This window comes from Photobacterium sp. TLY01 (assembly GCF_021432065.1).
GTDB lineage: Bacteria > Pseudomonadota > Gammaproteobacteria > Enterobacterales > Vibrionaceae > Photobacterium > Photobacterium halotolerans_A.
The window spans coordinates 1,320,186-1,346,555 of record NZ_CP090365.1; the positions used below are offsets into that span (position 1 = coordinate 1,320,186).

Sequence of the window (26,370 nt, forward strand, 5' to 3'; positions counted from 1 at the left end):
GAGATAAAACGTTCAAATACAGTGGGATGAAATGTAATGACGCGTATTATCGGGACAGACACTTTAACAATCGTCCCCCAGAAGGGGCTGTTGGGACAGGCACTTTAATTCTGGCCTCGACCAAACTTGGGATCTGCATACTGGCCAGTACTGTCGGGACAGACAGTTTAACACCACGAATGACGTTGATTATCGGGACAGGCACTTTAATCTCTGTCCCAGGACAGGCACCAATGTTTCAGACGAATAAACACGCTTGTGTTTCAACCATAAAAAAACCAGTGGCGAGCCACTGGTTTTTACAATACTGATATTGGCGTTCAACTAAATAATCAATTCGGGCTTGAAAACTCAATCGGTAATGTTTGCTTCACATAGTCACCAGGCGCTGGGCCTGTCGGCGGGAAGCTTTCATTGCCGATGTCACGAGCAGGCACCGGTTCTTCAGAATTAAAGCCATTCAACCAGGTATTCCAGTGATTCCACCATGACCCGTCGTGGTGAGTTGCCCCAGCCAACCAGGCTTCAGGATCGGATTCAGCGCTATCGTTGGTATAAAAACCATACTTATTTTTTTCAGGATGATTAATGATACCAGCAATATGACCAGACTCGCCCAGTACGAAGACTGAATCTCCTTTCAGGACTTTCGAACCGCGATAAGTCCCTTGCCACAGAGCAATATGATCTTCCTGAGTAGAAATAAAGTAAGTTGGTACTTTGATTTTCGACAAATCAATGTACACACCACCCACTTTGTACCCTTTCGGATCCATCAGCTTATTTTCCAGATAGAACTGACGCAGCAATGTACTGTGGCACGCTTTAGCCACATTCGTGCTATCACCATTCCAGAACAGCAGATCGAAATCGATTGGGCTGTTTCCTTTCAGGTAATTATTAACGTAATAGTTCCAGTACAAGCTGTTTTCACGCAGCAGACTAAAGGTCACACTCAATGAGCGACCGTCCATATAGCCTTTCAGTTCATTCTGGGCTTCAATGGCCGAAATAATCGGATCATTAATGTAAGCACCAATTTCACCTGGCTGGGAGAAATCGAGAATCGTGGTAAAGAAAGTGGCAGATTTCACACGGTTACGCATACGTTTCGCAGCGCTGTAGGCCAAGGCTGTGGCCAATAATGTCCCGCCAATACAATAACCGACCGTGTGAATTTGCTTGTCACCTGCAACATTTTCAACGACATCCAATGCTTTCAGCGCACCTTCCAATACATAGGTATCAAAATCCACATCTTGCATTGTTGCATCAGGATTACGCCAGGAGATCATAAAGACAGTATGCCCCTGCTCCACCAGCCAGCGAGCCATCGAATTCTTCTCTCGCAGATCCATGATGTAGTATTTATTGATAAACGGCGGAACAATCAATATGGGAGCCGCATTTACGGTTTCTGTCAGCGGTTTATACTGAATCAGTTCAAACAAGTCATTCTTAAAAATAACTTGTCCTGGTGTATTGGCGATATTATCACCCACCTGGAATGCATCACCGTTTGTCATGCGGATTTTCAGCACATCCGCGCTGGATTGCATGTCTTCATGCAGCAGTTCCATTCCCTTGATCAGGTTCTGACCGTTGGTTTCAACCGTCAGTTTTGCCAGCTCGGGATTGGTCGTAATAAAGTTGGTCGGCGATAGTGCATTGATGGCCTGGCGCGAGAAGAAATTCAAACGTTCTTTCGCTTTCTCATCCAATCCTTCTATCGAATCAATGGTCTCTTTCATCTTATTGCTGAACAGCAAGTAAGACTGTTTGATGCAGTTATAAAAAGCTTCGTTTTGCCAGGCAGGATCGATAAATCGTTTATCATCATGTGCCGGCGTAACAACATCCTGACTATCACCCGTCAGAGTGACGTTCTGCAAAATCTTCATCTGGCTTTCAAACCAATCCATCTGAATTTTTGCAATCACCGCAGGCTGGGCAGATGCACTTTCCAGCCAAGCCGTTGTGTCTTCCAGATTCAACTCACTCAGCGCTTTGTTGAGCGGAATATTAATGGCTGCCTTGCCGGAATCAAACTCCTTCCACCACGCTTGGTTCATTTCCTGGAGTTTAGCAAAGTAGTCCGTGAAAAAATTCGGGTTCATCGCGATGACCTCAGCTTTTGGACTAAAAATGCCGTCCACAAGACGGGACGGCATAAAGACAGGAAAAGAACTTAAGCTGGTGTAACTTGCTTTACATTCTCTGCGACCAACTCTTCAACTTCAGTTTTGAAGCCTTGAGCCAGTGCAGAAAACTTGTTGCTGTCATCAACCAGTTGCTTAGACAGGTTCGTCAGGTTTTCCAGCTGTTGGCTTTGGAAAGACGTCAGTGATTGCAGATCCTTGATTTCACTGATTGCTTTGAGCTGAGACAAACCCAAATCGCTGTAAGCACGTACCGCTGCCAGTTGAAGCTCAGTCAGCTCTTCCACGTTCTTCGTGAACAGCTTGTTGAATTTCACATAAGGTGCCAGAGATTTTTCAGTTTGCTCAGAGAAAGATTTAAACATTTCCGTATACATAATATGTTTCCTTAATTTAAGTGCTATTTTCAGCGCCAGTGGATACTGACGCCAGTTAGTTAACGAGTCGTTTAGACACTTTTCAGTACAATAGCTGTACCCATACCACCACCGACACACAATGTGGCAAGGCCATACTCTGTTCCACGGCGGCGCATCTCGTGCAGCAGACTGACAATAATACGGTTACCCGATGCACCCAGAGGATGACCCAGGGCAATCGCACCACCATTCACATTGCTACGTTCGGCCAAATCTTCGACCTTGGTATTCAAGTTGTCAGCCAACTCATGCAACACGCCCAATGCCTGACCGGCAAAGGCTTCGTTAAACTCAAACAGACCCACTGAATCAATGTTTAAATCGGCTTTCTCCAGGGCTTTCATCACCGCTGGTACAGGGCCAAGACCCATGACCTCAGGGGCAACACCCGCTTGTGCATAACTTTCGATTTCTGCCAGCGGTGTTAAACCATATTTTTCTACGGCGGCAGCAGAAGCCACGATGATGGCGCTCGCACCATCATTAATCCCGGATGCATTCCCTGCGGTTACCGAACCTTCAGGTTTAAATGCCGGACGCAGTTTCTGCAAGCCTTCCAATGTTGCATCGGCTTTCGGATATTCATCCGTATCAACCGTTTTCGTCTCACGACGCTCTTTCACTTCAACAGCCACAATTTCTTCAGCGAATTTACCCTGCTCAATGGCAACGACCGCTTTCTGCTGACTTGCCAGCGCAAAATTGTCCTGCTGCTCACGGGTCAGACCCACTTTTTCAACGACATTTTCAGCCGTCACACCCATGTGGTACTGGTTAAACACATCGGTCAGACCGTCGTTAATCAGCAAGTCAGTCAGTTGCAGATTACCCATTTTCTGTCCGTCACGGATAGAAGCAGGCACAGTGAACGGAATTTGCGACATGCTTTCCGCACCAGCAGCAACGATCAGTTCAGCATCACCGGCTTTAATGTGCGCAGCGGCATCCATAACGGCCTTCATACCACTACCGCATACCATGTTCAGGCTATAAGCCGGTACCTGCTCTGGAATACCTGCATAAATTGCAGCTTGTCGACCAGGTCCCATTCCCTGACCGGCACCCACAACATTTCCTAAAATCACTTCATCAATTTTAGCGGGGTCAACATTTGCCTGAGCCAGTGCACCTTTAATAGCAACAGCAGCAAGCTGCGCGGGCGGAACAGATTTCAGTGCGCCATTAAAGCTGCCGATCGGTGTACGTTTGGCTGCAACAATATAAACTTTGGTCATGTGTCGAGTGTCCTTACTTCTTCATTAGTGCATGTATAAACCGCCATTTACCGAGAGGGTCTCTCCGGTAATATAGGCTGCAGCATCACTGGCCAGGAAGTTCACTGATGCTGATACTTCATTCGGTTGTGCCAAACGCTTCATAGGAATTTCAGCCTTAATCGCGTCCAGCACTTCTGGTTTAATTGCTTCAACCATAGGTGTACCTGTGTACCCCGGTGCAATCGCGTTAACAGTAACACCGTAACGTGCGCCTTCTGCCGCCAGTGCTTTGGTAAAACCAATCATGCCAGCCTTAGCTGCTGAGTAGTTTGCCTGACCGAACTGCCCCTTCAGGCCATTCACAGAAGAAATATTGATGATTCTGCCGAACCCGTTATCACACATTGAAGCAAACAAAGGATGAGTCACATTAAACAGGCTGTCCAGATTCGTGGACATCACCTCTTTCCATTGCTGGACCGTCATACGTTTGAACGTACTGTCACGGGTAATCCCTGCATTGTTAACCAGCACATCAATCTTACCCTCTTCTTTTAAAAGAGTAGTCAGTGCCTCTTCACAGTATGCAGCATCCGTAACATCCAGAGGGAGTAAGCGGACTTGAGAATCAGAGTAATTGTTTTCAGCAAACCACTCTTTGGCTTTTGCTTCACCTGTTGGGAAATAGGTGGCAATCACACGATAACCTGCATCTACTAAACCCTGAGTAATTGCAGAACCAATACCACCTTTAGCGCCAGTTACTAATGCTACCTTTGTCATTTACCAGACTCCTTTCCATCCGTTACCAATACAAAACACACATCTCGCTTATATTACTGATGGACATTTTGTATTTTTTCTGAAGAGAACCTGCTGCTGTACATCTGAACCAGACCTGTTCCCTGCACCACGATTACGCAGCGTATCCACCCCACAAGTCACTTGTGTGACGCCTACATTGCATAATTATTATAAGAACACAGACACATATAGATATCAATATAGGGAATTCATCTTCTTCATAAAATCCCTCTATGGAATCAACCACGTATCAATTAATCGATTACATAATAAGTTCAATTTGTTAACGGAATATTTCAATGCATGAGGGATGCCAAGTTTACAAAATGCTGTGAATCAAGCGATTTCCTACTTCCGGATTCATATTCTCGCCGCAAAACTCAATGCTTCGCACTTGAATGGTGCAGGGTTGCACCATATTTAATCTGATCAATAAATCGCTTCAGGAAATTTTATTTTTAGTGGGAAGGTGATGAAGCGCAGCATAACTGCAACAAAAAAAACACATCTGACCTCACTGGAAAATTATTTAGGGGGATCAATCTTTTTGTTCTTTTTTCAGTTTTCATCAGATTGGTGACCTCAGTCACTTTGTCATGTAAAAAAGAAAAATTACATTTATCATTTGCTTGATATTTGTTGTGAACTTCATCAGCTGAACAAAGTCGAAGACCAATAACGTTATGCTTTTGAGTACGTTATTCGTGAAAACGACACGCTTCAGAGCGTGCAGGAAAAACAGTGGCTCCAAGGGATCAAAACACATGCTTGCAAAGACCTTCCAACAACTCGATCAATACCTACAACAGCAGGTCATCGGCCAGGCCGAAATGGTGCAACAATTACTCATTGCACTGTTAGCAGACGGGCATATCCTCGTAGAAGGCCCTCCAGGGCTAGCCAAAACACGTGCGGTCAAAACTCTGGCCGACTGTATTGAAGGTGATTTCCACCGTATCCAGTTCACACCGGATCTCCTGCCCGCAGACCTAACAGGAACCGACATTTTCCGTCCCGAAACCGGCGAGTTTGTATTTCAGCCCGGCCCTGTTTTTAACTCGCTGTTACTGGCCGATGAGATCAACCGCGCCCCGGCAAAAGTTCAGGCAGCAATGCTTGAAGCGATGGCAGAAAAACAAATCACTGCAGGCAGGAACACGTATTCGCTGCCGGCATTATTTTTGGTGATGGCAACACAAAACCCGATTGAGCAGGAAGGGACTTATCCGTTACCAGAAGCTCAGCTGGACCGTTTTTTACTGCAACTGAACGTTGACTATCCCAATGCCGACAGTGAATTGGCTATCTTACGGCTGAACCGCGGTGAGGCACTGGAAGAGCTCCAGCCCAGATCATCTGAAGCCGTACACATCAGTCAGGCTGATATCTTCAGTGCCCGCAAAGAAGTGCTGCAGATCCATATGGCTGAAGAGATTGAGCACTATATTATCCGCCTCATCATGGCAACACGTGAACCAAAGCGCTACAGCGATGAGCTGGCCGCCTGGCTGCAAATGGGCGTCAGTCCGAGGGCAACGCTGGCACTTGACCGCTGCGCACGAGCATACGCCTGGCTCAATGGCCGGGATTTTGTCACACCAGACGATGTGCAGCGCATGACTTATCCCGTGCTGAGACACAGATTACTGCTCAGCTATGAAGCACAAGCAGAAGGCATCACCCCGGACAGCATCATTCATACACTGATTCAACAGGTTACCAGTGCATGATAAAAGCAGTAACAAACACTCCCCTTCAACTGCCACCGCACAGTAACGGGTATGAATTGTGCCTTGCTGAACTGTTACAGTACAAAAACCAGTCCGTGAAGTGGCTTCCTCCTGCGCGCAGCGTGTGGGCTCAGCTCAATGGTCAACATCAAAGCCGGCAGAAAGGCCGGGGTATGAATTTTACCGAAGTGCGCCCCTATCAGGCCGGTGACGACATACGTGCGATAGACTGGCGTGTCACTGCCCGGACAGGAAAGACGCATACCAAGTTGTTCAGCGAAGAGCGCGAACAACCCGTGATGTTACTGATTGATTTCAGTCAGAGTATGCGTTTTGGCAGCCAACTGTTGCTGAAATCGGTGCAGGCTGCTCATTTTGCCAGTTTGCTAAGCTGGCTGGCCGTGCAGCAGCAGGATCGTATTGGGGCACTGGTATACAACGGATACAAATTAAATGAGTGCAGACCAACGGCTCGCCAACAAGGTCCGCTGGCGGTTATCAATGCCATGATCAACATGCATCAGTCAGACTCGCAAACTTCGGCTGATGACGGATTGACCTTTGCTGATGTACTTCGCCATATGCATCACTTATGCCCGAAAGGCAGTGACATTATCATTCTGAGTGATTTCTATGCGTTACAGGCCAGTGACAAAAAGCGGCTGAGCCAGTTAAGAAGCCATAACAGATTGCAGTTTGTGCATCTGTATGATCCCCTTGAGCTGGGTGAAACTGGTTTTCGTGGCCGTGAATTCGTCACCGACAGCCAGCAGTCAGCCTGGATTCACTTTGGGGCCCAGCGAACCCGGGAGCAAATGGCGCAGCAGTTCTCGCGGCATCTGCAGAACCTGACAGCGCTGGCGTCATCACTGGCAATTCCTTTTCATACGGTCTCGGCAGGCATTCCGTTATTAAAACAGATCGGGAGCACTCAGGCACCTCATCCGACGCCTGAGCCTTCCGTACAGAACAAGATGTAATTTTTATGGCACAAACACAGACGCATCCATTGCAGCTGGCCGATCTCCATTTGCCAGCGATACCGGATCCCTGGCCTCTGGCCTGGGGATGGTGGGCCAGCGCTTTGCTGATCATTGCCCTGTTTACCCTGTTGTATATCGTCTTGAATCATTTCAAGACCCAGCGAGGATTAAAAAAAGGCAAGAAACAGGCATTAAACCAGCTCAAACACACGCAATCGGTGTCAGAAATCAACGCCTTACTCAGACAGGCTGCGCTCACCTACTTTCCCCGTGAGCAGGTGGCAGGGCTGAGTGGCTATCAATGGATGGCATTTTTAGACCATCAACTCGCTGAACAACACCAGGGATTCGTGTCACTGAATGATGCATGGACACAGGCGCTGTATGCCTCTGAAACTGAAGAAGACATTCGTGATGCCTGCCGGCATCAGGCGGAGATCTGGTTAAAGCATGCCCTTCCGCCCCGTTTCCCTCAACATAGCCAAGCTGGAAAAGAGGACGCAACAAAAGGGGACAGGCATGTTTGAATTTATCTGGTGGTGGGTGCTCATTTTGCTTCCGCTGCCTTGGTTTATCTACCGCTTCAGCAAACCGGTTCAACCCGTGGCCGCCATCACATTGCCGGTGCTGCCGGAGAATCTGGTCAAAAAACCGGTTCGACGCTGGCAAAGCATTCTGGCCCTGCTGTGCTGGATAAGCTTATTAGGGGCACTTGCCAGACCGGTGTGGTTTGGTGATCCCGTTCAGATACAGCCTGAACACAGAGACATGCTGCTGGCTGTCGATTTATCCGGTTCCATGTCGATAGAGGATATGGTCGATGGCCAGGGCAACACGATTGATCGCCTGACTGCGGTAAAACAAGTGGTCACCGACTTCATCAGCAAACGCCAGGGCGACCGGCTGGGCTTAGTGCTGTTCGCCAATCATGCCTACTTGCAAACGCCATTGACCTTCGATCTGAACACGGTCAAGCAGCAATTAGGCCGAACTGTTCTCGGGCTGATCGGACAAAGTACCGCCATTGGTGAAGGACTGGGCATCGCGGCCAAAAGCTTTATCAACAGTGATGCCGAACAGCGTGTGATTATCCTGCTCAGTGACGGGGCAAATACCTCCGGTGTGATCAATCCGCTGGAAGCGGCAAAACTGGCTGCTGAAAACAAGGTCAGGATATACACAGTCGGCATCGGTGCCGAAGAAATGGTCCAGCGCAGTTTCTTTGGTGATCGTATGGTTAACCCTTCACAGGATTTAGACGAGCATGCGCTGACTCAAATTGCGTCACTCACAGGTGGTCAGTATTTCAGAGCAAGAAATCCGCAGGAATTAGCCAGCATTTATCAGTCAATCAATGATCTGGAACCTGTCTCAACCGCTCAGCAAACCTGGCGGCCAAGAGAAGAGTTGTTTCGTTTCCCGCTGGCAGGCGCACTACTCTTCAGCGTCTTACTGGCTATCCGTTGGAGGCGGTATGGCTGATTTTACTTTCTTACATCCCTCTTGGTTACTGGCATTGCTTCCGCTAGCTGTCCTTTTACCCTGGCTGGCGCAGCGCCGTGCGCAGACCGGACTGATTGCTGCGCACCTTCAACCCGAGAATAGACAACCTTCTCAGAAGACCCGGCGATTAGCGCTGCTGCTCCTCAGCGTCGGATGGATTTTGGCCGTGGTTGCCATGGCTGGTCCCAGCTGGCAAAAGCAATTGTTACCCGCCTCTCATCTGAGCGGTGCCAGAGTGATTATCATGGATATGTCAAATTCCATGTACGCGACCGATCTGCCGCCGAACCGTCTGACACAGGCCCGCTACAAAGCGATGGATCTTCTGCCCCACTGGCAGGAAGGCAGCACGGGCCTGATAGTCTATGCGGGAGATGGCTACATCATCAGCCCGCTCACTGCCGACAGTGCGACACTGAGTCACCTGATCCCCGGCTTATCACCTGCTATCTTACCGATACAGGGCAGTAACGCCGCCGCGGGTGTGAAAGCCGCCATTGATTTGCTCATGCAGGCCGGACGCCCGCAAGGCGATCTGATCTTGATCACTGACGGACTCAGTGAGAAGGAAGCCAGACAAACCGATCAGTTGCTGAAAGACAAGCAATATCGCTTGTCGATTCTGGCAGTCGCGACCCCGCAAGGAGCTCCGGTCACCATGCCAGACGGCCGGCTGTTACAAGATAACCAAGGGAACACAATCGTGAGCAAAATGCATCCCCGGCGGCTCGAAACACTGGCAGCAAACCATGATGGCATCATGGTGCGATGGCGGGGGAATGATCAGGATATCCTGGCGCTGATTCGGGCAACAACCCATCTCAGCGCGCAGTCAGAACAAGCGCAAGACAAAACCATTGAGGAAAAACTCAATGGCGGGTTCTGGTTGTTAATCCCGCTGATCCTGCTCGCGCTGCCCGCCTGTCGCAAAGGTATCGCATTTTCCTGTTTACTGCTCCTTTTCCTGCCGGTTGAGAAAAGTATGGCGTCCCCCTGGCTGAATCAGGAACAGGCAGCTTATCAACACTATCAGCAACAGGAATACCAGGCAGCGGCAGAGCTGTTCCAGTCACCTGCCTGGCAAGGCGCAGCCAAATATCAGGCAGGCGATTATGAAGGCGCCATCGAATCCCTCTCAGGTTTAACCGACCCGGCCTCGCGCTACAACCTCGCCAATGCGTACGCACAAGCTGGCCAGCTGGACAAGGCGCGCGATATCTATCAGGACTTGCTGAGTGCAGATCCGGATAACACAGATGCAAAAACCAATCTGGATATCGTCGAGCAGCAGCTCAGGCAGCAACAAGCGAACCAGCAAGGCCAGCAAGGCCAGCAAGGCCAGCAAGGCCAGCAAGGCCAAGACTCGCCTTCCGGGCAACAAGCTGGCAACTCATCCCGTGATAACAGTGAAGGATCGGATTCAGGACAACAGCAATCGAGCCAGCAAAACAGTCAAACTGGCCAGTCTGACCAGACAGCCTCTGCACCTGCTGGCGGCGCACAGCCAGAAGGTCAGTCACGGCAAGATGAACAAAGCCAGTCGGCGTCGGACCATAATAATGAAGGTGCCGCTGAGCCATCCCGTCCTTCGGCTGAGAATCAGCAGTCACCACAAGCGGGAGATCTATCGCAAGCCGGTTCAGATTCAAACCCGGCCATTTCCCCTGACAGTGAAGGACAGGCACCTATGGCGCCTACTGACGAACAAGCCCAGCCAAACGCTGATCAAAGCGATCAGCCAATAGCCGGTAATAATGAGGACAGTGGCGACGAGACCAATGGCCTGAGTGCCAGCCATCCGACATTAAAAAAACTGGAACAAATACCAGACAGCACCCGCGAGCTGCTCAGGGCTCAGATCATACTTCAGGCGAGAGAAAAGCCAGCGCCGGACGCACCTGAAAATCGTTGGTAGCCAAAGTCAGTTACAGAAGCAAGGACTCACAATGCATTCTAAGTATGTTACTTTTCTTTCCGCATTTTGCCGGACAAAGCTCTGGTTAAGTGTCGTGCTGCTGATTGGCAGCTTGCTCTCTTACTCGGCATATGCCGCCCAGGTTGTGGCCACGGTGTCATCCGATGAGGTTGGGGTGAATGAAATTTTTGAGCTGACAATCAGCATCGATGACAATGTCAGCGCCAGCGCACTGGACTTATCGCCACTCAAAAATGACTTCATTGTCGGCACGACCAGCACCCGTTCCATGAACCGTTTTATTAACGGTTCAGTATCACGACAAACACAATGGCAAGTCTCCCTCGCAGCCAAAGCCAAAGGTGATTTCACCATTCCGGCTTTTCGGATTGGCGCGTCCGCTTCAGACCCCATCCAGATACACGTCGGTGAGCGCACTGATGCGACAGCTCCAACGACGGACCTTGCCATTGAAGTCAGCGGGCGGATGGAAAAAAGCCGTCTTTATGTTGGCGAAAGTCAGATCTACATGGTGCAAATCAAACTCGGAGAACAGCTGGAAAAAGCCAGTTTAATCGCCCCTCAGGGCGAAGGACTGGAAGTGATTCAGGTGGGAGATGATCATCAGGCAGACACCGTACTGAATGGCAGACGCTACACCATCATTAACCGTAAGTACCGGGTCACAGCGACCAAACCGGGAGATATCACCCTCCAGGGTGCCAAACTTACTGGTACGGCCTTTAAAAGTAACAGTCGCCAGCGGTTTGGCTTGCGAATCCCTGTCAATATTCAGGCAGAACCCATGCCACTGACTGTGCTGGCGGAACCGGAAGGTTATCAGGGGCTGTGGTTACCAACTGCAGATCTTCAGCTGGAACAGACATGGAATCAGGACGAGTCAAACATGAAAGTGGGCGAACCGGTTTCGCGCACCCTGACATTGAAAATGAAAGGCACCCCACAAAGCAATCTGCCGGATTTATCCCTGACCTACCCTGACTCAGTCCGGGTATACAGCGAAAAGCCTGTTTACAAACAAGAGAATGATTACAGTGTCATGACGCTGAAACAGGTCATCATCCCCCGCCAGAGCGGGACCATTACCCTGCCTTCTCTGACGGTAAACTGGTGGAATACCGATAAAGGGGAAAAAGTCACCAGCCAGGTAGACGGGAAAGTGCTCGAGGTTCAGCCAGATTCGACGGCTATCATTCCCGGAGCCACACGTCCATCGGATGAACACAGTGCCAGTGCCTCACAAACCAGGGGGATTAACCCACAGGAAAACAATGAAAATCCTGCTGCTGTGGATCATCAGGCTCAGGGCGTTTCTGCCTGGTGGCCCTGGCTGACACTGGCCGCCACGCTTCTCTGGTTGGTAACGCTGCTGATGTGGCTGAGGAGCAAAAAACAGACGCCATTATCCGCAAACCCTGCCAGTCCGGCCAGTACCGAGAGTGATGTCACGGACAAACTGATCGCTGCGGTCAAAGCATGCCAGCCCATGCAGGTACAAACTCACTACAATGCCTGGGATAAATCGCACCTGACGACGACACACCGGCAGCAGCTGGATCAGGCGGTTAGCGCGATGATGGCGGCCTATTACAGTGAGTCCCCTCAAGCATGGGACAAGCGTGATCTGCTGGCTCTGCTGCAACACCAGCAGAAAAGTCGTAAAAAGGCGCAAACAGCCAATGGACTGGAGCCTCTGGTACCAGAGATACCGGCGGCAGAGCGAAAATAACCAGTTGACCCGTTAAGATACCAGCCCACAGAACCCGTGTTTCATCGATCCTGCCTTCGGGCAGGATTTTTTATTGGCTCACCATGCAGGGTCTGGAGCAAGGCTCGAGCAATACCGTACTGAACGAAATAAAAGCAGGACTATTGAGCCATCAGTAGATAAATCTTAGTGATAAACCGCTCACAAATATCAGCGTTCAGTAACGTTAAAAATGTGTAACCTAAAAGTTTCTAAAAAGAGTAGTGGAAATCCTTCGATTATCCTGTTAAAAAACCTTCCGCAAACAACATAAAACGCTTCCACACCAACTCAAAACATTCAGGATGTAGTATGAGTCAACCACAACCATTCCTAGCTAAAATTGCCAATGGCAGTCTGGTTATCCAGATTCTTATTGGTATCGTGGCAGGTGTCGTCCTAGCCGCTGTCTCAACTGATGCCGCACTGAAAGTCGGTTTCCTGGGCAGCCTGTTCGTCAGTGCTCTGAAAGCTGTAGCGCCTGTGCTGGTGTTCATTCTGGTTGCATCTTCGATTGCAAATCAGAAAAAAGGCACACATACCAACATGAAGCCCGTCATTATGCTGTACCTGTTCGGTACACTGATGGCCGCTTTGACTGCCGTGACCATGAGTTTCCTTTTCCCGACGACTTTGACTCTGGACGCCGGTACTGCAAATCAGGCCGCGCCTGAAGGGATTGCAGAGGTATTGAATACGCTGCTGTTCAAAGTGGTTGATAACCCAATCAACGCGCTGCTGACTGGTAACTACATTGGTATTCTGGCATGGGCTGTGGGCCTGGGCTTTGCGCTGCATTCAGCATCTGATGCGACCAAACAAGTGTTCCACGATATGTCTAACGGCGTCACACTGATCGTGCGTTTTGTGATCCGTCTGGCCCCTATCGGTATCTTCGGTTTAGTCTCACAAACCTTTGCTGAGACAGGCTTCTCTGCGTTGACCAGCTACGCGCATCTGCTGGCTGTTCTGCTGGGTTCAATGGCGATTATTGCCTTCATCGTTAACCCGGCGATTGTGTACTACAAAACGAAGCAGAACCCATTCCCTCTGGTTCTGAAGTGTATCCGTGAAAGTGGTATCACTGCCTTCTTTACCCGTAGTTCAGCGGCAAACATCCCGGTGAACATGCAACTGTGTAAAGATCTGGATCTGCACGAAGATACTTACTCAGTCTCAATTCCTCTGGGCGCGACCATCAACATGGCGGGTGCAGCAATTACCATCACTGTGCTGACGCTGGCTGCTGTACATACGCTGGGGATTCAGGTTGATCTGGGGACTGCCCTGCTGTTGAGCGTTGTTGCTGCCGTGTCTGCCTGTGGTGCATCCGGCGTTGCCGGTGGCTCTCTGCTGCTGATCCCACTGGCTTGCAGCCTGTTTGGTGTATCCAACGAAGTTGCGATGCAGGTGGTTGCGATTGGTTTCATCATCGGTGTGATTCAGGATTCAGCTGAAACAGCTCTGAACAGCTCGACTGACGTTATCTTCACTGCGGCAGCATGCCGTGCTGCAGAAGCGCAGGAAGCTGCTGCTAATCCAGTGAAAGCCTGAGCCTAACGCTCAACGCTTTTTCTGAGTAACGAATAAAAATGGCGACCCTGAAGGTCGCCATTTTTATATGAATGACTTTTTCAGCCATACAATACACATCAGTTTTGTAATGTCTCCAATTGCTTGTTCAGCGCATCTTTGGCCTCTGCAGCCTGATCACCCATATCTTCAAGCACATCCTGGGCCTCCTCCATCGGGCGTGCATTCATCGCATCTTCAATCTGATCTTTATAGGTCACACCGATATAAATCCCCAGGCCCACCAGGGCAATCACAATGTATTTCAACATAACTATCTCACTGTTCTTTGTGTTCATTCTCAAGCAGTATACCGCCAGCACAGACCTTAAGCCTGCCATGTCGCTCCCAGAAAACAAGACCGAAGCAAAGATAAGTGACCAAGAATGACCTGCTGCTGACAATGGATTCAGGTCGTGGTCAGAGCCTCTCACGCCTCTGGTGCGGGTGATAAACCAAAACTCTGACGCCTGACTCAAAATTGTGCACCAACTGATCAGCCTGCACCATTCGTGGACAGCTCGGTATGATTTCCCCGACATACTTTCATCGCTATCGGAGTAACTGACTGTTTTTCATTGACTCTTTTGATTTTTATCAGAAGACCTGTTTCTGGCCTGCCCCTTGCTTCTGTCAGTGACAACACTAAAAAGGAGCAAAACATCATGGATAAAAAAGCAGTGACACTGAAATGGGCAGCCCTGGCCGCCTCAATGGCTTTATCTTTCAATACATTAGCCGCAGATGGCACCATCAAAGTCGGCATCCTTCATTCCCTCTCCGGCACCATGGCAATCAGTGAGACCACGCTTAAAGACACTGTGCTGATGCTGATCGACGAGCAAAATAAAAAAGGCGGCGTTCTGGGTAAAAAGCTGGAGCCTGTTGTTGTCGATCCGGCCTCTAACTGGCCGCTGTTTGCTGAGAAAGCGCGCGAATTGATCGAGAAAGACAAGGTCGATGTGGTGTTCGGCTGCTGGACATCGGTTTCACGTAAATCTGTGCTGCCCGTTTTTGAAGAACTCGACAGCCTGCTGTTTTACCCGGTGCAGTATGAGGGAGAGGAATCATCCAAAAACGTTTTCTACACAGGCGCGGCACCCAATCAGCAAGCCATCCCAGCCGTTGATTACTTGATGAATGAGATGGGCGTCAAACGCTGGGTGCTGGCCGGCACCGATTATGTCTATCCGCGTACCACAAATAAAATCCTGGCGGCTTACCTGAAAGATAAAGGGGTCGCCGACAGTGACATCATGATCAACTATACGCCGTTCGGTTATTCCGACTGGCAGTCCATTGTTTCGGATATCAAGAAATTTGGTGCGACCGGTAAGAAAACCGCCGTTGTGTCCACCATCAATGGCGATGCCAACGTTCCCTTCTATAAAGAGCTCGCCGCTCAGGGCGTTGCAGCGTCCGACATTCCGGTCGTTGCCTTCTCCGTCGGTGAAGAAGAATTATCCGGCATGGATACCTCGTCTCTGGTGGGTCACCTCGCCGCCTGGAACTACTTCATGAGTGTCGACACAGATCAGAACAACGATTTTGTCGAGAAGTGGCACAAGTTCATCAAAGATGACAAGCGTGTCACCAATGACCCGATGGAAGCCTCTTATCTGGGTTTCAACATGTGGGTGAAAGCGGTTGAAAAAGCCGGAACGACTGATGCCGATGCGGTACAAGACGCCATCATTGGCGTGACTGTCCCGAATCTGACCGGCGGTTACGCCACCATGATGCCCAATCACCACATCACCAAGCCAGTGCTGATTGGCGAAATCCAGGATGACGGTCAGTTCGTGACCGTGTGGGAAACCAAAGACGTGGTGGCCGGTGACGCCTGGTCCGATTTTCTGCCCGGCTCAAAAGACTTGTTCGCCAGCTGGGAAAAACCCATGTCCTGCGGCAGCTTCAATGTTGTCTCTGGCAAATGTGCGGGCAGCAACGAATAAACCACTGACCCGCATCACTCAGTCGTCCGGCCCGGATTGCCGGACGATTGGATCCGTTCCTGCATTCACGGACGACACTCATGACGAAACAACAACTGCCTGGACGGCTGACTTTGTTCCAGGCTTACATCGCTTATATTCGACAACTGCTGATACTGTTGATTTGCTTACCTGCTCTGGTATCGACGGCTTACGCCAGTTCAGTCAGCAACTTCACTGATGTGGAAAACAGCTTCGCCCAACGCAATTTCGATCGCAAAGCTGAAGCCATTGAATGGTTGATTGCGCAGCACCATCCGCAAACCAAAACCATGCTCAATGGCCTGCTCGATCGCACACTTGCTTACCAAAAAGGCACGCATGCTTTGGTGTTGTTACAGGATAACAACAATGCGTTACGACTGAGCAGCAATGAAGCGGTGAGTCTTGATAATCCACGTGATTATAAAAAAGTGGTCATCAATAATGCGCTGCGCACTTTGATTCAACGGCGGCTTTCCACCCTCGATGTGAGCAGCACTGATCCGTCTGTCCGATTAGCAGCCGTCAAGGCGCTGACAGGCAACACCGAGCCGGACATCCTTAAGGCGCTTCGCCTGCAGCTGAACCAGGAAACCAGCCCAGAAATCAAAGCGGCCATCAACCTGACGCTCGACATCGCCAGACTGGGCCAGGCCGCTGACGATAAAGCCAGCCAGCTGGCCTTGATTCAGTCGCTGTCCGATGCTGCACACCCTGCCGCGCAACGCGCCCTGGCAAAAGCCGAAACCGTTGCAAAAGATCCCGAGATTCACGGCGCACTGACACGAGCTCTCAGCGCCTACGAGCAGCGGCAACGCGTCTACAACGGTGTTGAAACCCTGTATTTCGGGTTGAGCATGGGTTCGGTGCTGGTGCTGGCCGGTATTGGTCTGGCCATCACTTTCGGCGTCATGGGGGTGATCAATATGGCCCATGGCGAGCTGATTATGCTGGGTGCGTATACGACCTATGTGCTGCAACTACTCATGCCCCAGCATACGGCACTGGCCCTGATCCTTGCCATTCCGGCGGCTTTTGTGGTGTCGGGACTTGTTGGTGTCGCAATTGAACGCAGTGTGATTCGTTTTCTCTACGGCCGCCCTTTGGAAACCCTGCTGGCCACATTCGGCATCAGCCTGATCCTGCAACAAGCCGTTCGCAGTATTTTTTCTCCGCTGAACCGCTCAGTGACGACCCCGGATTTCATGAGTGGAATGCTGGAAATCACCCCCATGCTCAGCCTGACCTGGAACCGACTGATCATCATCGCTTTCTGTATTCTGATCTTTACCCTGTTGCTGCTGGTGCTGAAAAAAACCTCACTCGGCCTGCAGGTTCGTGCCGTCTCGCAAAACAGAGGCATGGCCCGGGCGATGGGCGTCCGCTCTGAATGGGTCGATGCCATGACGTTCGGACTGGGATCCGGTGTTGCCGGGATTGCCGGGGTCGCGCTTTCCCAGTTGACGAATGTCGGACCCAACATGGGCCAAAGCTACATCATTGATTCCTTCATGGTGGTGGTGTTTGGCGGTGTCGGCAACCTGTGGGGCACCTTGGTTGCCGGCCTCAGCCTGGGCATTTTCAACAAGATCCTCGAGCCCTGGGCCGGTGCCGTGCTGGCGAAAATCCTGGTGCTGGTTTTTATCATTCTGTTTATTCAAAAACGCCCGCGTGGCCTGTTCCCGCAACGCGGCAGAGCCGTTGAAGGATAAGAAAAGGATTCATTATGCTGACCTCAATACTCAGACAGGATCGCGGAGGACAGGTGTTGCTGACCCTGTTGTTTACGGCCGCAATTATCGTGCCTGTCCTCAATCTTGCTGTCCCGCAGGGGCATCCGCTTCATTTGGAAACTTACACTGTCTCGTTGCTGGGCAAATATCTGTGTTACGCCTTACTGGCACTGGCTGTCGATCTCGTCTGGGGGTATCTGGGCATTCTCAGTCTGGGTCACGGCGCCTTCTTTGCCTTGGGCGGATACGCCATGGGCATGTACCTGATGCGCCAGATTGGTGATCGGGGCGTGTACGCCAACCCCGAACTGCCAGACTTCATGGTCTTCCTGAACTGGACCGAATTACCCTGGTTCTGGCACGGTTTCGAGCATTTCTGGTTTACCTGCCTGATGATCGTGCTGATCCCCGGCGCATTAGCGTTTGTATTTGGCTGGCTGGCATTCCGCTCGCGGGTGTCTGGGGTGTATCTGTCCATCATGACCCAGGCACTAACCTTTGCGCTGATGCTGGCTTTTTTCCGCAACGAGATGGGTTTTGGCGGCAATAATGGCCTGACGGATTTTAAAGACTTGCTGGGTGCCGACTTGCAGGCCGACACTACACGAATGGCCCTGTTTGTTGCCACTGTGCTGGCACTAATTCTGGGCTATCTGGTTTGCCGCGCAGTCATCGCCAGCCGGTTAGGCAGTGTGGTGATAGCCATCCGTGATGCCGAAGCCCGCACGCGCTTCATCGGCTATCAAGTGGCGCATGTCAAATTAGCCATTTTTGTCTTGTCTGCAGTGCTGGCCGGCATTGCCGGTGCCCTGTACGTACCGCAAATTGGCATCATCAACCCGGGAGAATTCGCCCCGCTCAACTCGATTGAAATCGTCGTATGGGTCGCGCTGGGTGGCCGGGCCACTTTGTATGGCGCCGTCATCGGAGCGGTCCTGATCAATTATGCCAAAAGCTGGTTTACGGTGGAGTTCCCGGAAGTGTGGCTCTTTGCGCTCGGCAGTCTGTTTGTCCTCGCCACCCTGTTTCTGCCCAAAGGCCTTGCCGGCCTGCTGCAACGTCGGGAGGTATCCGCATGACAACAGTCACCCCGCTTCACCCGAGCACAACGCCATCACGGCTGGACAAGCTGCTGACGCACAATCCGTTACAGCCGCTGACCCGTCGTCATGAAGTCTTCGACTTCCTGAAACCTCAGCATCACCCGCTGATCGACACACGACACAACATACTTTTGTACCTTGAGGGCGTTTCCGTTTCTTTTGATGGTTTTCAGGCCATCAAGGATCTCAACCTCTATATCAAAGAAGGGGAACTACGTTGCATCATCGGGCCAAACGGGGCCGGTAAAACCACCATGATGGACATCATTACCGGAAAAACTCGCCCTGACAGCGGCCAGGTCTGGCTGGGTTCCAACCTCAACCTGCTGGAGATGGATGAAGCGGCGATCGCCACGGCCGGTGTCGGCCGGAAATTTCAAAAACCCACCGTCTTTGAATGCCTGCCGGTCTGGACCAACCTGGAGCTGGCCATGGCCGGCCCCAAAGGGGTCTGGCAGACCTTCAGAGCGCGCCTTTCTGGCGAACAAAAGGACAACATTGAGCAGGTTTTGGCACTGATTGGATTAATCGATCAGCGCCAGATGCTGTCGGGGAATTTATCTCACGGACAAAAACAGTGGCTGGAAATCGGCATGCTGCTGATGCAGAAACCCAAACTGTTGCTGGTCGATGAGCCGGTCGCCGGCATGACGCATCAGGAAATGGACCGAACCGCCGAGTTGTTACGCTCATTGGCCGGACAGCACTCTGTGGTGGTGGTTGAGCACGATATGGATTTCGTGCGCTCCATCGCCAGCACTGTGACCGTCCTCCATCAGGGGCATGTGCTGGCAGAAGGCAGCATGGCAGATATTCAGAGCAACGACCAAGTCCGGGAAGTGTATTTAGGTCAGTAGATGCCTGCCGATCATCAAAAGGAATCACAATGTTAGAAATACAAGGATTAAACCAGTTTTATGGCGAAAGCCATACGCTGTGGGATCTTGAATTGTCTGTCCCCGAAGGTCAGTGCACCGTGCTGATGGGGCGGAACGGCGTGGGCAAAACCACACTGCTGCAATGCATTATGGGCTTAGTCAAAGCCCGCAGCGGGCAAATGACCTTTAACGGGCAGAACTTAGTACCGCTGACAACTGAAGCCCGCCCGCGCTGCGGCCTGGGCTATGTCCCACAGGGCCGGCAAATCTTTCCCCTCCTGACAGTTCATGAAAACCTGCAGATTGGCCTGCCGATACGCCCGCGCGGCGACCGGCGCATTCCTTCCTACATCTACGACTTGTTCCCGGTGTTAAAAGACATGCTGCACCGACGAGGCGGCGATCTGTCCGGCGGACAGCAACAGCAACTTGCGATCGCCCGGGCACTTGTTCTGGATCCGAAGCTACTGTTACTGGACGAGCCCACCGAAGGCATACAACCCAATATCGTCCAAGAAATCGGCGACATCATCCGAACACTGAACCACGAGTTCGGCCTGACTGTCCTTCTGGTTGAGCAGAAACTGCCTTTCGCACGTAAAGTCGGCGATCGCTTTTGTCTGCTGGATCGCGGGCGAACCGTCGCCAGTGGAGCAATGGCCAACCTTTCTGAGGCTCACATCAAGGAGTACCTCACCGTATGACGCAGAGCGATCTGAAGGCAACCCATCTTAAAGGGACAGGCACAAATAGAGGCTGGCTGGCAGAGATACAACTGGGCTTTGCTGATCGCGGTGACAAAACCGTGCTCAAACAACGAAGCCAGAAAGGGCCGCTGGCGGTACAGCGGCCCCTTTATCCCGAAGGCCCGGTGTGCCACACCTATTTGCTTCACCCGCCAGGCGGTGTCGTCGGCGGTGATCAACTGACGATAACAGCGCACGTCAGCGAAGGTGCTCACGCATTGGTGACCACACCCGGCGCGACGAAATTTTATCGCTCTGCCGGCAAGCTGGCGCACCAGCGACAGATCTTGCGTGTCGCGCCGGAGGCACAATTAGAGTGGCTGCCTCAGGAAAATATCCACTTCCCCGGCGCCAGGGTCAAATTCAACACAGAGATTCACATTGCACCAGGCGGGCGATTTATTGGCTGGGAGATGCACTGTTTTGGACGCCCTGCACTGAATGAGTGCTTCGAAACAGGGCACATCGCAGGACACTGCCGGGTATTTCTTGACGATGCCCTCGTATTGGCCGAAGGCATGAACCTCAATGCCTCGCTGGCCCAGCCTTCTCGTGCCGCCAGCCTGCGCGATTTTCCGATGAATGCGACTCTGCTGATTGCCGGAGAAACCGACGAACTGCTCATTGTGGTACAGGATTTGCTAAATCAGCATCATGAGAGTGCAAATAAAAACAATCTGATAGCAGGTGTGACTCAGATTGACGGTCTGCTTGCGGTTCGTGCACTGGCACAGGGCACAGAGCCTCTCTTACAACTTTTTACCCGTATCTGGCAGCACACACGTGCGCACTGGTCTGGCACTTTTCCCCTGCCACCCCGGATATGGGCAACCTGACGGACACAAGGCTCAGACATGGAATTAACACCCAGAGAAAAAGATAAATTACTGATTTTCACTGCGGCTCTGCTGGCAGAACGCCGTAAAGCCAAAGGACTCAAGCTCAATTACCCTGAAGCTGTTGCACTGATCAGTGCCGAGATTCTCGAAGGCGCCCGCGAGGGCAAAACAGTCGCCGAGCTGATGGATTACGGACGCACAATTCTGACCCAGGACGACGTCATGGAAGGTGTCGCCACCATGATCCACGATGTGCAGGTTGAAGCAACCTTTCCGGATGGCACCAAGCTGGTCACGGTTCACGAGCCCATCGTATAGCGACTTCTAAAAGGACAGACACCTGAATGAGTAAGGAAATTAAAAAGGACAGACACGCTAAGCCTGCGCTGATCCCCGGTGAGCTGCGAGCCGCCGCCGGCGACATTATTCTCAATCCTGGCCGTGAATCCTGTCAGGTGAGTGTGGCAAATCTTGGCGATCGTCCGGTGCAAATCGGCTCGCATTACCATTTCTGCGAGGCCAACGAATCGCTGCAGTTTGATCGCGAGAAAGCCCGAGGCTTCCGGCTCAATATTGCGGCAGGCACCGCGGTCCGTTTCGAGCCGGGCCAGAGCCGCACGGTCGAGCTGGTCGCTTTTGCCGGAGACCGAAAAGTCTACGGCTTTCAGGGAAAAGTCATGGGATCGCTGGACCAGGCCAACCACACGCCCACCGATAATAAGCAGGGAGAGCAATAATTATGGCGACCATGTCCAGACAGGCCTATGGGGAAATGTTTGGTCCGACAACGGGCGATAAGCTCCGGCTGGCAGATACCGAGCTGTGGTTGGAAGTAGAAAAAGACTACACCGTCTATGGCGACGAAGTGAAATTTGGTGGCGGTAAAGTGATTCGTGACGGCATGGGCCAGAGTCAGCGCCCTTCATCACAGACCCCGGATCTGGTGATCACCAATGCCGTGATCCTCGATTACTGGGGCATCGTCAAAGCCGACGTGGCTGTCAAAAACGGCCGCATCAGTGCCATTGGTAAAGCAGGCAACCCGGATATCCAGCCGAATGTGGATATCATTATCGGCCCCGGCACTGAAATCATCGCCGGCGAAGGTCAGATACTGACAGCCGGTGGTATTGATGCTCACATCCATTTCATCTGTCCCCAGCAAATTGAAGAAGCACTGATGTCGGGCATCACCACGATGATTGGCGGTGGTACCGGACCGGCGACGGGCACCAATGCGACGACCTGCACGCCTGGGCCGTGGAATATTCACCGCATGCTGGAATCGCTCGATAGCTTTCCGATGAATTTCGGCCTGCTAGGGAAAGGCAATGCCAGCCTGCCCGACGCATTGTACGAACAGGTTGCCGCCGGTGTCATTGGCCTGAAACTGCACGAAGATTGGGGAACGACCCCGGCATCCATTGACTGCTGCCTGAGCGTGGCAGAGAACACCGATATCCAGGTTGCCATCCACACCGACACCCTGAACGAATCCGGATTTGTGGAATCGACCCTGGCGGCGATCGGCGATCGTGTGATTCATACCTACCACACAGAAGGCGCTGGCGGCGGGCACGCGCCGGATATTATCCGGGCTGCGGGAATCGCCAACGTACTGCCATCGTCGACTAACCCGACCCGGCCGTACACCATCAATACCGTGGATGAACACCTTGATATGCTGATGGTCTGCCATCACCTGAATCCCTCGATTGCCGAAGATGTGGCTTTCGCCGAGTCCCGGATACGGCGCGAGACCATCGCCGCTGAAGACATACTGCATGACTTGGGCGCTTTCTCGATGATTTCTTCCGATTCACAGGCGATGGGCCGGGTTGGCGAAGTAATCACTCGCACCTGGCAGACGGCGCACAAAATGAAAGTGCAACGTGGCAGCTTGAAAGAAGACCCGGCGCATCATGATAATTTCCGTCTGAAGCGTTATATCGCCAAGTACACCATCAATCCGGCAATCACCCACGGGATCAGCCACGAAGTCGGCTCGGTCGAACCCGGTAAACTGGCTGATCTGGTGTTGTGGAAACCGGCCTTCTTTGGCGTCAAACCCAGCGCCATTATCAAAGGCGGCATGATAGCAGCAGCCCCAATGGGTGACCCGAATGCTTCGATCCCGACACCGCAGCCCGTGCACTACCGCCCGATGTTCGGCAGCTTTGGCAAAGCCAGCCAGCAGACTTCAATGCTGTTTCTGTCTCAGCTGGCCTACAAAGAAGGTGTGGCACACTCTCTGGGTTTGCAGAGCCGAATCGGCGTCGTGAAAAATTGCCGTACCATCCGTAAATCCGACATGAAACTCAACGACTGGCTGCCCAATATCGAAGTGGATTCGCAAACCTATCAGGTTCGTGCTGATGGCGAACTGTTGATCTGCGAGCCGGCAGTGGAACTGCCGATGGCACAGCGTTATTTCTTATTCTAATCAAAACAGCAGGATGCAATGATGATTGAGTTAACCCGCTTTATTCCCGCCGCGGAACGCACAGGCAATGCGAGCCATGCCACCTTAAGCCTGCCTATCGATTCTCGTATCAAAAGCCGGCTGAAAGTCACCCTGGATGATGGACGTGACGCCGGGCTTTTTCTGCCGCGCGGCTACATTTTGCGCGACGGTGATCTGCTCACCAACGACGACGGCATTGAAGTGACTGTCCTGGCAGCACCAGAATCTGTCTCCAGCGTCTACTGTGACGATGCGCACCTGTTGGCTCGCCTGTGCTACCACCTTGGCAACCGCCATGTGCCATTACAGATTCATGCGAACTGGCTGCGTTATCAGCATGATCATGTCCTGGATGACATGGTGCACGGCCTTGGCGGGACAGTCACTGTAGAGCAGGCACCGTTTGAGCCCGAATCCGGGGCATATGGCGGCCAGCAAGGCGGCGGACATAGCCACCACCATCATGATCACGAGCATTAAGCCCGGATCACACCTGTTTTCCACCATTGAATGACTTTAACAAGAAAAGGAACTTCACATGCACCAAGGTTCAACCAAACAACGTATTGTCTTTATCGGGACAGGCATCTTACTGTCTTCGCCGGCCTTTGCCCACGTCGGGCATGGCCAGGAAGCTGGCACCATCATCAATTCTTTTATGGCTGGCGTAACTCATCCACTCACTGGCCTGGATCACCTTGCTATGCTCTTGGGGGTGGGTTTCCTCACAGCTCAAACCCCGGGGCTGAAAAAGCAGATGTCCCTCATGGTCAGCGCACTGGCCAGCATACTGCTTGGCCTAGCGTTTGGCGCGATGACCGGCGGTTTCAGTGGCATGGAAGCCCTGATTCTGGGATCAGTATTTGTCGCCGCCGCTACACTGAGCTTTAAAGCCTTTGGCCGCAGTCACCTTGCAACCCTCGGCTCTATGCTGTCTGTCGCCATGTTACTGGCACACGGCTGGGCACACGGTGTTGAAGCACCAGCCTCAGCCCTGTTGTCTTTTGCGCCGGGTATGCTGGTCAGCGCTACCGGGATCCTGATTGCCGGTAATTTCATCGGCCGGGCAGTTCCGGCCCGCTGGCTCAGTCCGGTACTGGCTTTGAGTGGTGTAATGCTGGCTCTGGCTTCCTGGTGATGATTTCCCCATCTTCTGATACCACGGCTGAATTTCGGCTCTTTCAGTTGATCAGCCCTTCCCTGCCAATCGGTGCGTTTACCTATTCGCAGGGACTGGAATGGGCGATCGAACAAGGCTGGGTCCATGACAAAATCACCCTGAGGAACTGGCTCAGAGACATGCTGAGTCAAAGTCTGATCACCCTTGAATTGCCTGTCCTCAGACGGCTGTATCAGGCCTGGCAGTGTGAAGACACTCAGGCGATAGCAAAATGGAATCAGTGGCTGTACGCCAGTCGGGAAACCAAAGAGCTCAGACAGGAAGAAAAACAGCGTGGACAGGCAACGGCCACACTGCTGCAACAACTGGAGATACCGTTGCCACAACAGGTAGGACTGGTCGGAGATAACCAGCTTTCCGGCTTTGCTCTGGCTGCCACACACTGGGGAATCGACATGGACGCGCTGTGTCGTGGCTACCTGTGGAGCTGGCTGGAAAATACCACTATGGCGGGCGTCAAACTCATCCCGCTGGGACAGACGGCAGGCCAGCAACTCCTGCTGGAACTGTCGTCCATGTTGGCGGAGGCTGTGGTACGTTCTGCAGCCATAAAGGATGACGAAGTGAGCAGCTTCGCTCCGGCGCAAGCCATTGCCTCCAGCCGGCATGAAACCCAATACACACGCTTATTCCGTTCCTAAGGAGACATAATAATGGACTACAAACAACCCCTTCGCATTGGCGTCGGTGGCCCGGTCGGCTCAGGCAAAACCGCCTTACTGGAAGTATTGTGCAAGGCCATCCGTGATAAATACAACATCGCGGTGGTCACCAACGACATCTACACCCAGGAAGATGCCAAGATTCTGACCCGTGCCGAAGCACTGGATGCCGACCGTATCATCGGCGTGGAAACCGGCGGCTGTCCTCACACCGCGATTCGTGAAGATGCCTCCATGAACCTGGCCGCTGTTGAGGAACTGGCAAAGCGCCACAAAACACTGGACGTGGTCTTCGTAGAAAGTGGCGGGGACAATCTCAGCGCCACTTTCAGCCCGGAACTGGCTGATTTAACCATTTATGTCATTGATGTCGCGGAAGGGGAAAAAATACCCCGCAAAGGTGGCCCGGGCATTACCCGCTCTGATCTGCTGATCATCAACAAAATCGACCTTGCCCCGTATGTGGGCGCGTCTTTGGAAGTGATGGAAGCAGACACCCAGCGCATGCGTCCAACCAAGCCATATGTGTTTACCAACCTCAAAGAAAAACAAGGACTGGAAACCATCATCGAGTTTATTGAAACCGCAGGCATGCTGAAGCGCGCAAGTTAGCCTCTGACAGGGAAGCTTTTTAACGGGACAGGCACTTTTGCCAGAAAGGGCGCTGAGCTGATCATCAACAAAGTGTGACGGATAAAAACTGTCACACTTTCTTCCAC

General features: G+C 51.9%; 25 protein-coding genes. 20 read left to right on the forward strand and 5 right to left on the reverse strand.

Annotation, left to right across the window (positions count from 1 at the left end; translation table 11 throughout):
- Nucleotides 1-332: 332 nt before the first annotated feature.
- The 4 genes from phaC to LN341_RS21650 all read right to left on the reverse strand — a co-directional run bounded on the left by phaC (nt 333) and on the right by LN341_RS21650 (nt 4,578).
- On the reverse strand, nt 333-2,117 hold the full coding sequence (gene phaC / locus LN341_RS21635) for a class I poly(R)-hydroxyalkanoic acid synthase (protein ID WP_234205818.1): 1,785 nt from the start codon (nt 2,115-2,117) through the stop codon (nt 333-335).
- Between the two features lie 71 nt (nt 2,118-2,188).
- Nucleotides 2,189-2,536, reverse strand: coding sequence for a phasin family protein (locus LN341_RS21640; protein ID WP_046220227.1), 348 nt, complete (start codon nt 2,534-2,536; stop codon nt 2,189-2,191).
- Between the two features lie 71 nt (nt 2,537-2,607).
- Entirely contained in the window at nt 2,608-3,813 is a 1,206-nt protein-coding gene (locus LN341_RS21645) for an acetyl-CoA C-acetyltransferase (protein WP_046220226.1), read from the reverse strand.
- A 24-nt stretch (nt 3,814-3,837) separates the two neighbouring features.
- Nucleotides 3,838-4,578, reverse strand: a complete 741-nt coding sequence (locus LN341_RS21650; protein ID WP_046220225.1) for an SDR family oxidoreductase — start codon at nt 4,576-4,578, stop codon at nt 3,838-3,840.
- A gap of 785 nt (nt 4,579-5,363) precedes the next feature.
- Between LN341_RS21650 and LN341_RS21655 the strand changes: the two genes are divergently transcribed.
- The 7 genes from LN341_RS21655 (at nt 5,364) to sstT (ending at nt 14,052) form a co-directional block, all read left to right on the forward strand.
- Nucleotides 5,364-6,329, forward strand: a complete 966-nt coding sequence (locus tag LN341_RS21655) for a MoxR family ATPase (protein WP_046220223.1) — start codon at nt 5,364-5,366, stop codon at nt 6,327-6,329.
- Nucleotides 6,326-7,309 (forward strand): DUF58 domain-containing protein, encoded by a 984-nt coding sequence (locus LN341_RS21660; RefSeq protein WP_046220222.1) that lies wholly within the window; start codon nt 6,326-6,328, stop codon nt 7,307-7,309. Before LN341_RS21655 ends, LN341_RS21660 begins: the two co-directional genes overlap by 4 nt.
- Before the next feature lie 5 nt (nt 7,310-7,314).
- The gene (locus LN341_RS21665) at nt 7,315-7,839 is read left to right on the forward strand and encodes a DUF4381 domain-containing protein (RefSeq protein ID WP_046220221.1); all 525 of its coding nucleotides are present in this window, start codon (nt 7,315-7,317) and stop codon (nt 7,837-7,839) included.
- On the forward strand, nt 7,832-8,794 hold the full coding sequence (locus LN341_RS21670) for a VWA domain-containing protein (protein ID WP_234205820.1): 963 nt from the start codon (nt 7,832-7,834) through the stop codon (nt 8,792-8,794). Before LN341_RS21665 ends, LN341_RS21670 begins: the two co-directional genes overlap by 8 nt.
- Nucleotides 8,787-10,730: a VWA domain-containing protein gene (locus tag LN341_RS21675; protein ID WP_234205822.1), complete on the forward strand. Its 1,944-nt coding sequence runs from the start codon at nt 8,787-8,789 to the stop codon at nt 10,728-10,730. The genes LN341_RS21670 and LN341_RS21675 overlap by 8 nt, the downstream gene beginning before the upstream one ends.
- 31 nt (nt 10,731-10,761) lie before the next feature.
- Nucleotides 10,762-12,480 carry a BatD family protein gene (locus LN341_RS21680; RefSeq protein WP_234205824.1) on the forward strand — a complete coding sequence of 573 codons (1,719 nt, stop codon included), beginning with the start codon at nt 10,762-10,764 and terminating at the stop codon, nt 12,478-12,480.
- Nucleotides 12,481-12,810: 330 nt separating this feature from the next.
- Nucleotides 12,811-14,052, forward strand: coding sequence for a serine/threonine transporter SstT (sstT, locus tag LN341_RS21685; protein ID WP_046220217.1), 1,242 nt, complete (start codon nt 12,811-12,813; stop codon nt 14,050-14,052).
- Nucleotides 14,053-14,150: 98 nt separating this feature from the next.
- Here the strand turns inward: sstT and LN341_RS21690 are convergent, their stop codons facing one another.
- Nucleotides 14,151-14,342 (reverse strand): hypothetical protein, encoded by a 192-nt coding sequence (locus LN341_RS21690; protein ID WP_046220216.1) that lies wholly within the window; start codon nt 14,340-14,342, stop codon nt 14,151-14,153.
- Nucleotides 14,343-14,783: 441 nt separating this feature from the next.
- Between LN341_RS21690 and urtA the strand changes: the two genes are divergently transcribed.
- The 13 genes from urtA (at nt 14,784) to ureG (ending at nt 26,263) form a co-directional block, all read left to right on the forward strand.
- Entirely contained in the window at nt 14,784-16,025 is a 1,242-nt protein-coding gene (urtA, locus tag LN341_RS21695) for an urea ABC transporter substrate-binding protein (protein WP_370643795.1), read from the forward strand.
- Between the two features lie 80 nt (nt 16,026-16,105).
- Nucleotides 16,106-17,758: an urea ABC transporter permease subunit UrtB gene (urtB, locus tag LN341_RS21700; protein ID WP_234205826.1), complete on the forward strand. Its 1,653-nt coding sequence runs from the start codon at nt 16,106-16,108 to the stop codon at nt 17,756-17,758.
- A gap of 14 nt (nt 17,759-17,772) precedes the next feature.
- Nucleotides 17,773-18,858 carry an urea ABC transporter permease subunit UrtC gene (gene urtC / locus LN341_RS21705; RefSeq protein ID WP_234205828.1) on the forward strand — a complete coding sequence of 362 codons (1,086 nt, stop codon included), beginning with the start codon at nt 17,773-17,775 and terminating at the stop codon, nt 18,856-18,858.
- On the forward strand, nt 18,855-19,739 hold the full coding sequence (urtD, locus tag LN341_RS21710; protein ID WP_046220212.1) for an urea ABC transporter ATP-binding protein UrtD: 885 nt from the start codon (nt 18,855-18,857) through the stop codon (nt 19,737-19,739). The genes urtC and urtD overlap by 4 nt, the downstream gene beginning before the upstream one ends.
- A gap of 29 nt (nt 19,740-19,768) precedes the next feature.
- Nucleotides 19,769-20,464 carry an urea ABC transporter ATP-binding subunit UrtE gene (gene urtE / locus LN341_RS21715; RefSeq protein WP_046220211.1) on the forward strand — a complete coding sequence of 232 codons (696 nt, stop codon included), beginning with the start codon at nt 19,769-19,771 and terminating at the stop codon, nt 20,462-20,464.
- A complete protein-coding gene (locus LN341_RS21720; protein WP_234205830.1) occupies nt 20,461-21,342 on the forward strand; it encodes an urease accessory protein UreD in 882 nt (293 codons plus the stop codon). The genes urtE and LN341_RS21720 overlap by 4 nt, the downstream gene beginning before the upstream one ends.
- 18 nt (nt 21,343-21,360) lie before the next feature.
- Nucleotides 21,361-21,663, forward strand: a complete 303-nt coding sequence (ureA, locus tag LN341_RS21725) for an urease subunit gamma (protein WP_234205832.1) — start codon at nt 21,361-21,363, stop codon at nt 21,661-21,663.
- A 26-nt stretch (nt 21,664-21,689) separates the two neighbouring features.
- A complete protein-coding gene (locus LN341_RS21730; protein ID WP_234205834.1) occupies nt 21,690-22,082 on the forward strand; it encodes an urease subunit beta in 393 nt (130 codons plus the stop codon).
- Nucleotides 22,083-22,084: 2 nt separating this feature from the next.
- A complete protein-coding gene (gene ureC, locus LN341_RS21735; RefSeq protein WP_046220208.1) occupies nt 22,085-23,788 on the forward strand; it encodes an urease subunit alpha in 1,704 nt (567 codons plus the stop codon).
- Nucleotides 23,789-23,809: 21 nt separating this feature from the next.
- Nucleotides 23,810-24,289 (forward strand): urease accessory protein UreE, encoded by a 480-nt coding sequence (gene ureE / locus LN341_RS21740; protein WP_046220207.1) that lies wholly within the window; start codon nt 23,810-23,812, stop codon nt 24,287-24,289.
- 58 nt (nt 24,290-24,347) lie between these two features.
- Nucleotides 24,348-24,947 (forward strand): HupE/UreJ family protein, encoded by a 600-nt coding sequence (locus tag LN341_RS21745; RefSeq protein WP_234205835.1) that lies wholly within the window; start codon nt 24,348-24,350, stop codon nt 24,945-24,947.
- Nucleotides 24,947-25,630: an urease accessory protein UreF gene (locus LN341_RS21750; protein ID WP_046220205.1), complete on the forward strand. Its 684-nt coding sequence runs from the start codon at nt 24,947-24,949 to the stop codon at nt 25,628-25,630. Before LN341_RS21745 ends, LN341_RS21750 begins: the two co-directional genes overlap by 1 nt.
- 9 nt (nt 25,631-25,639) lie before the next feature.
- A complete protein-coding gene (gene ureG / locus LN341_RS21755) occupies nt 25,640-26,263 on the forward strand; it encodes an urease accessory protein UreG (protein ID WP_144409030.1) in 624 nt (207 codons plus the stop codon).
- Nucleotides 26,264-26,370 lie beyond the last annotated feature (107 nt).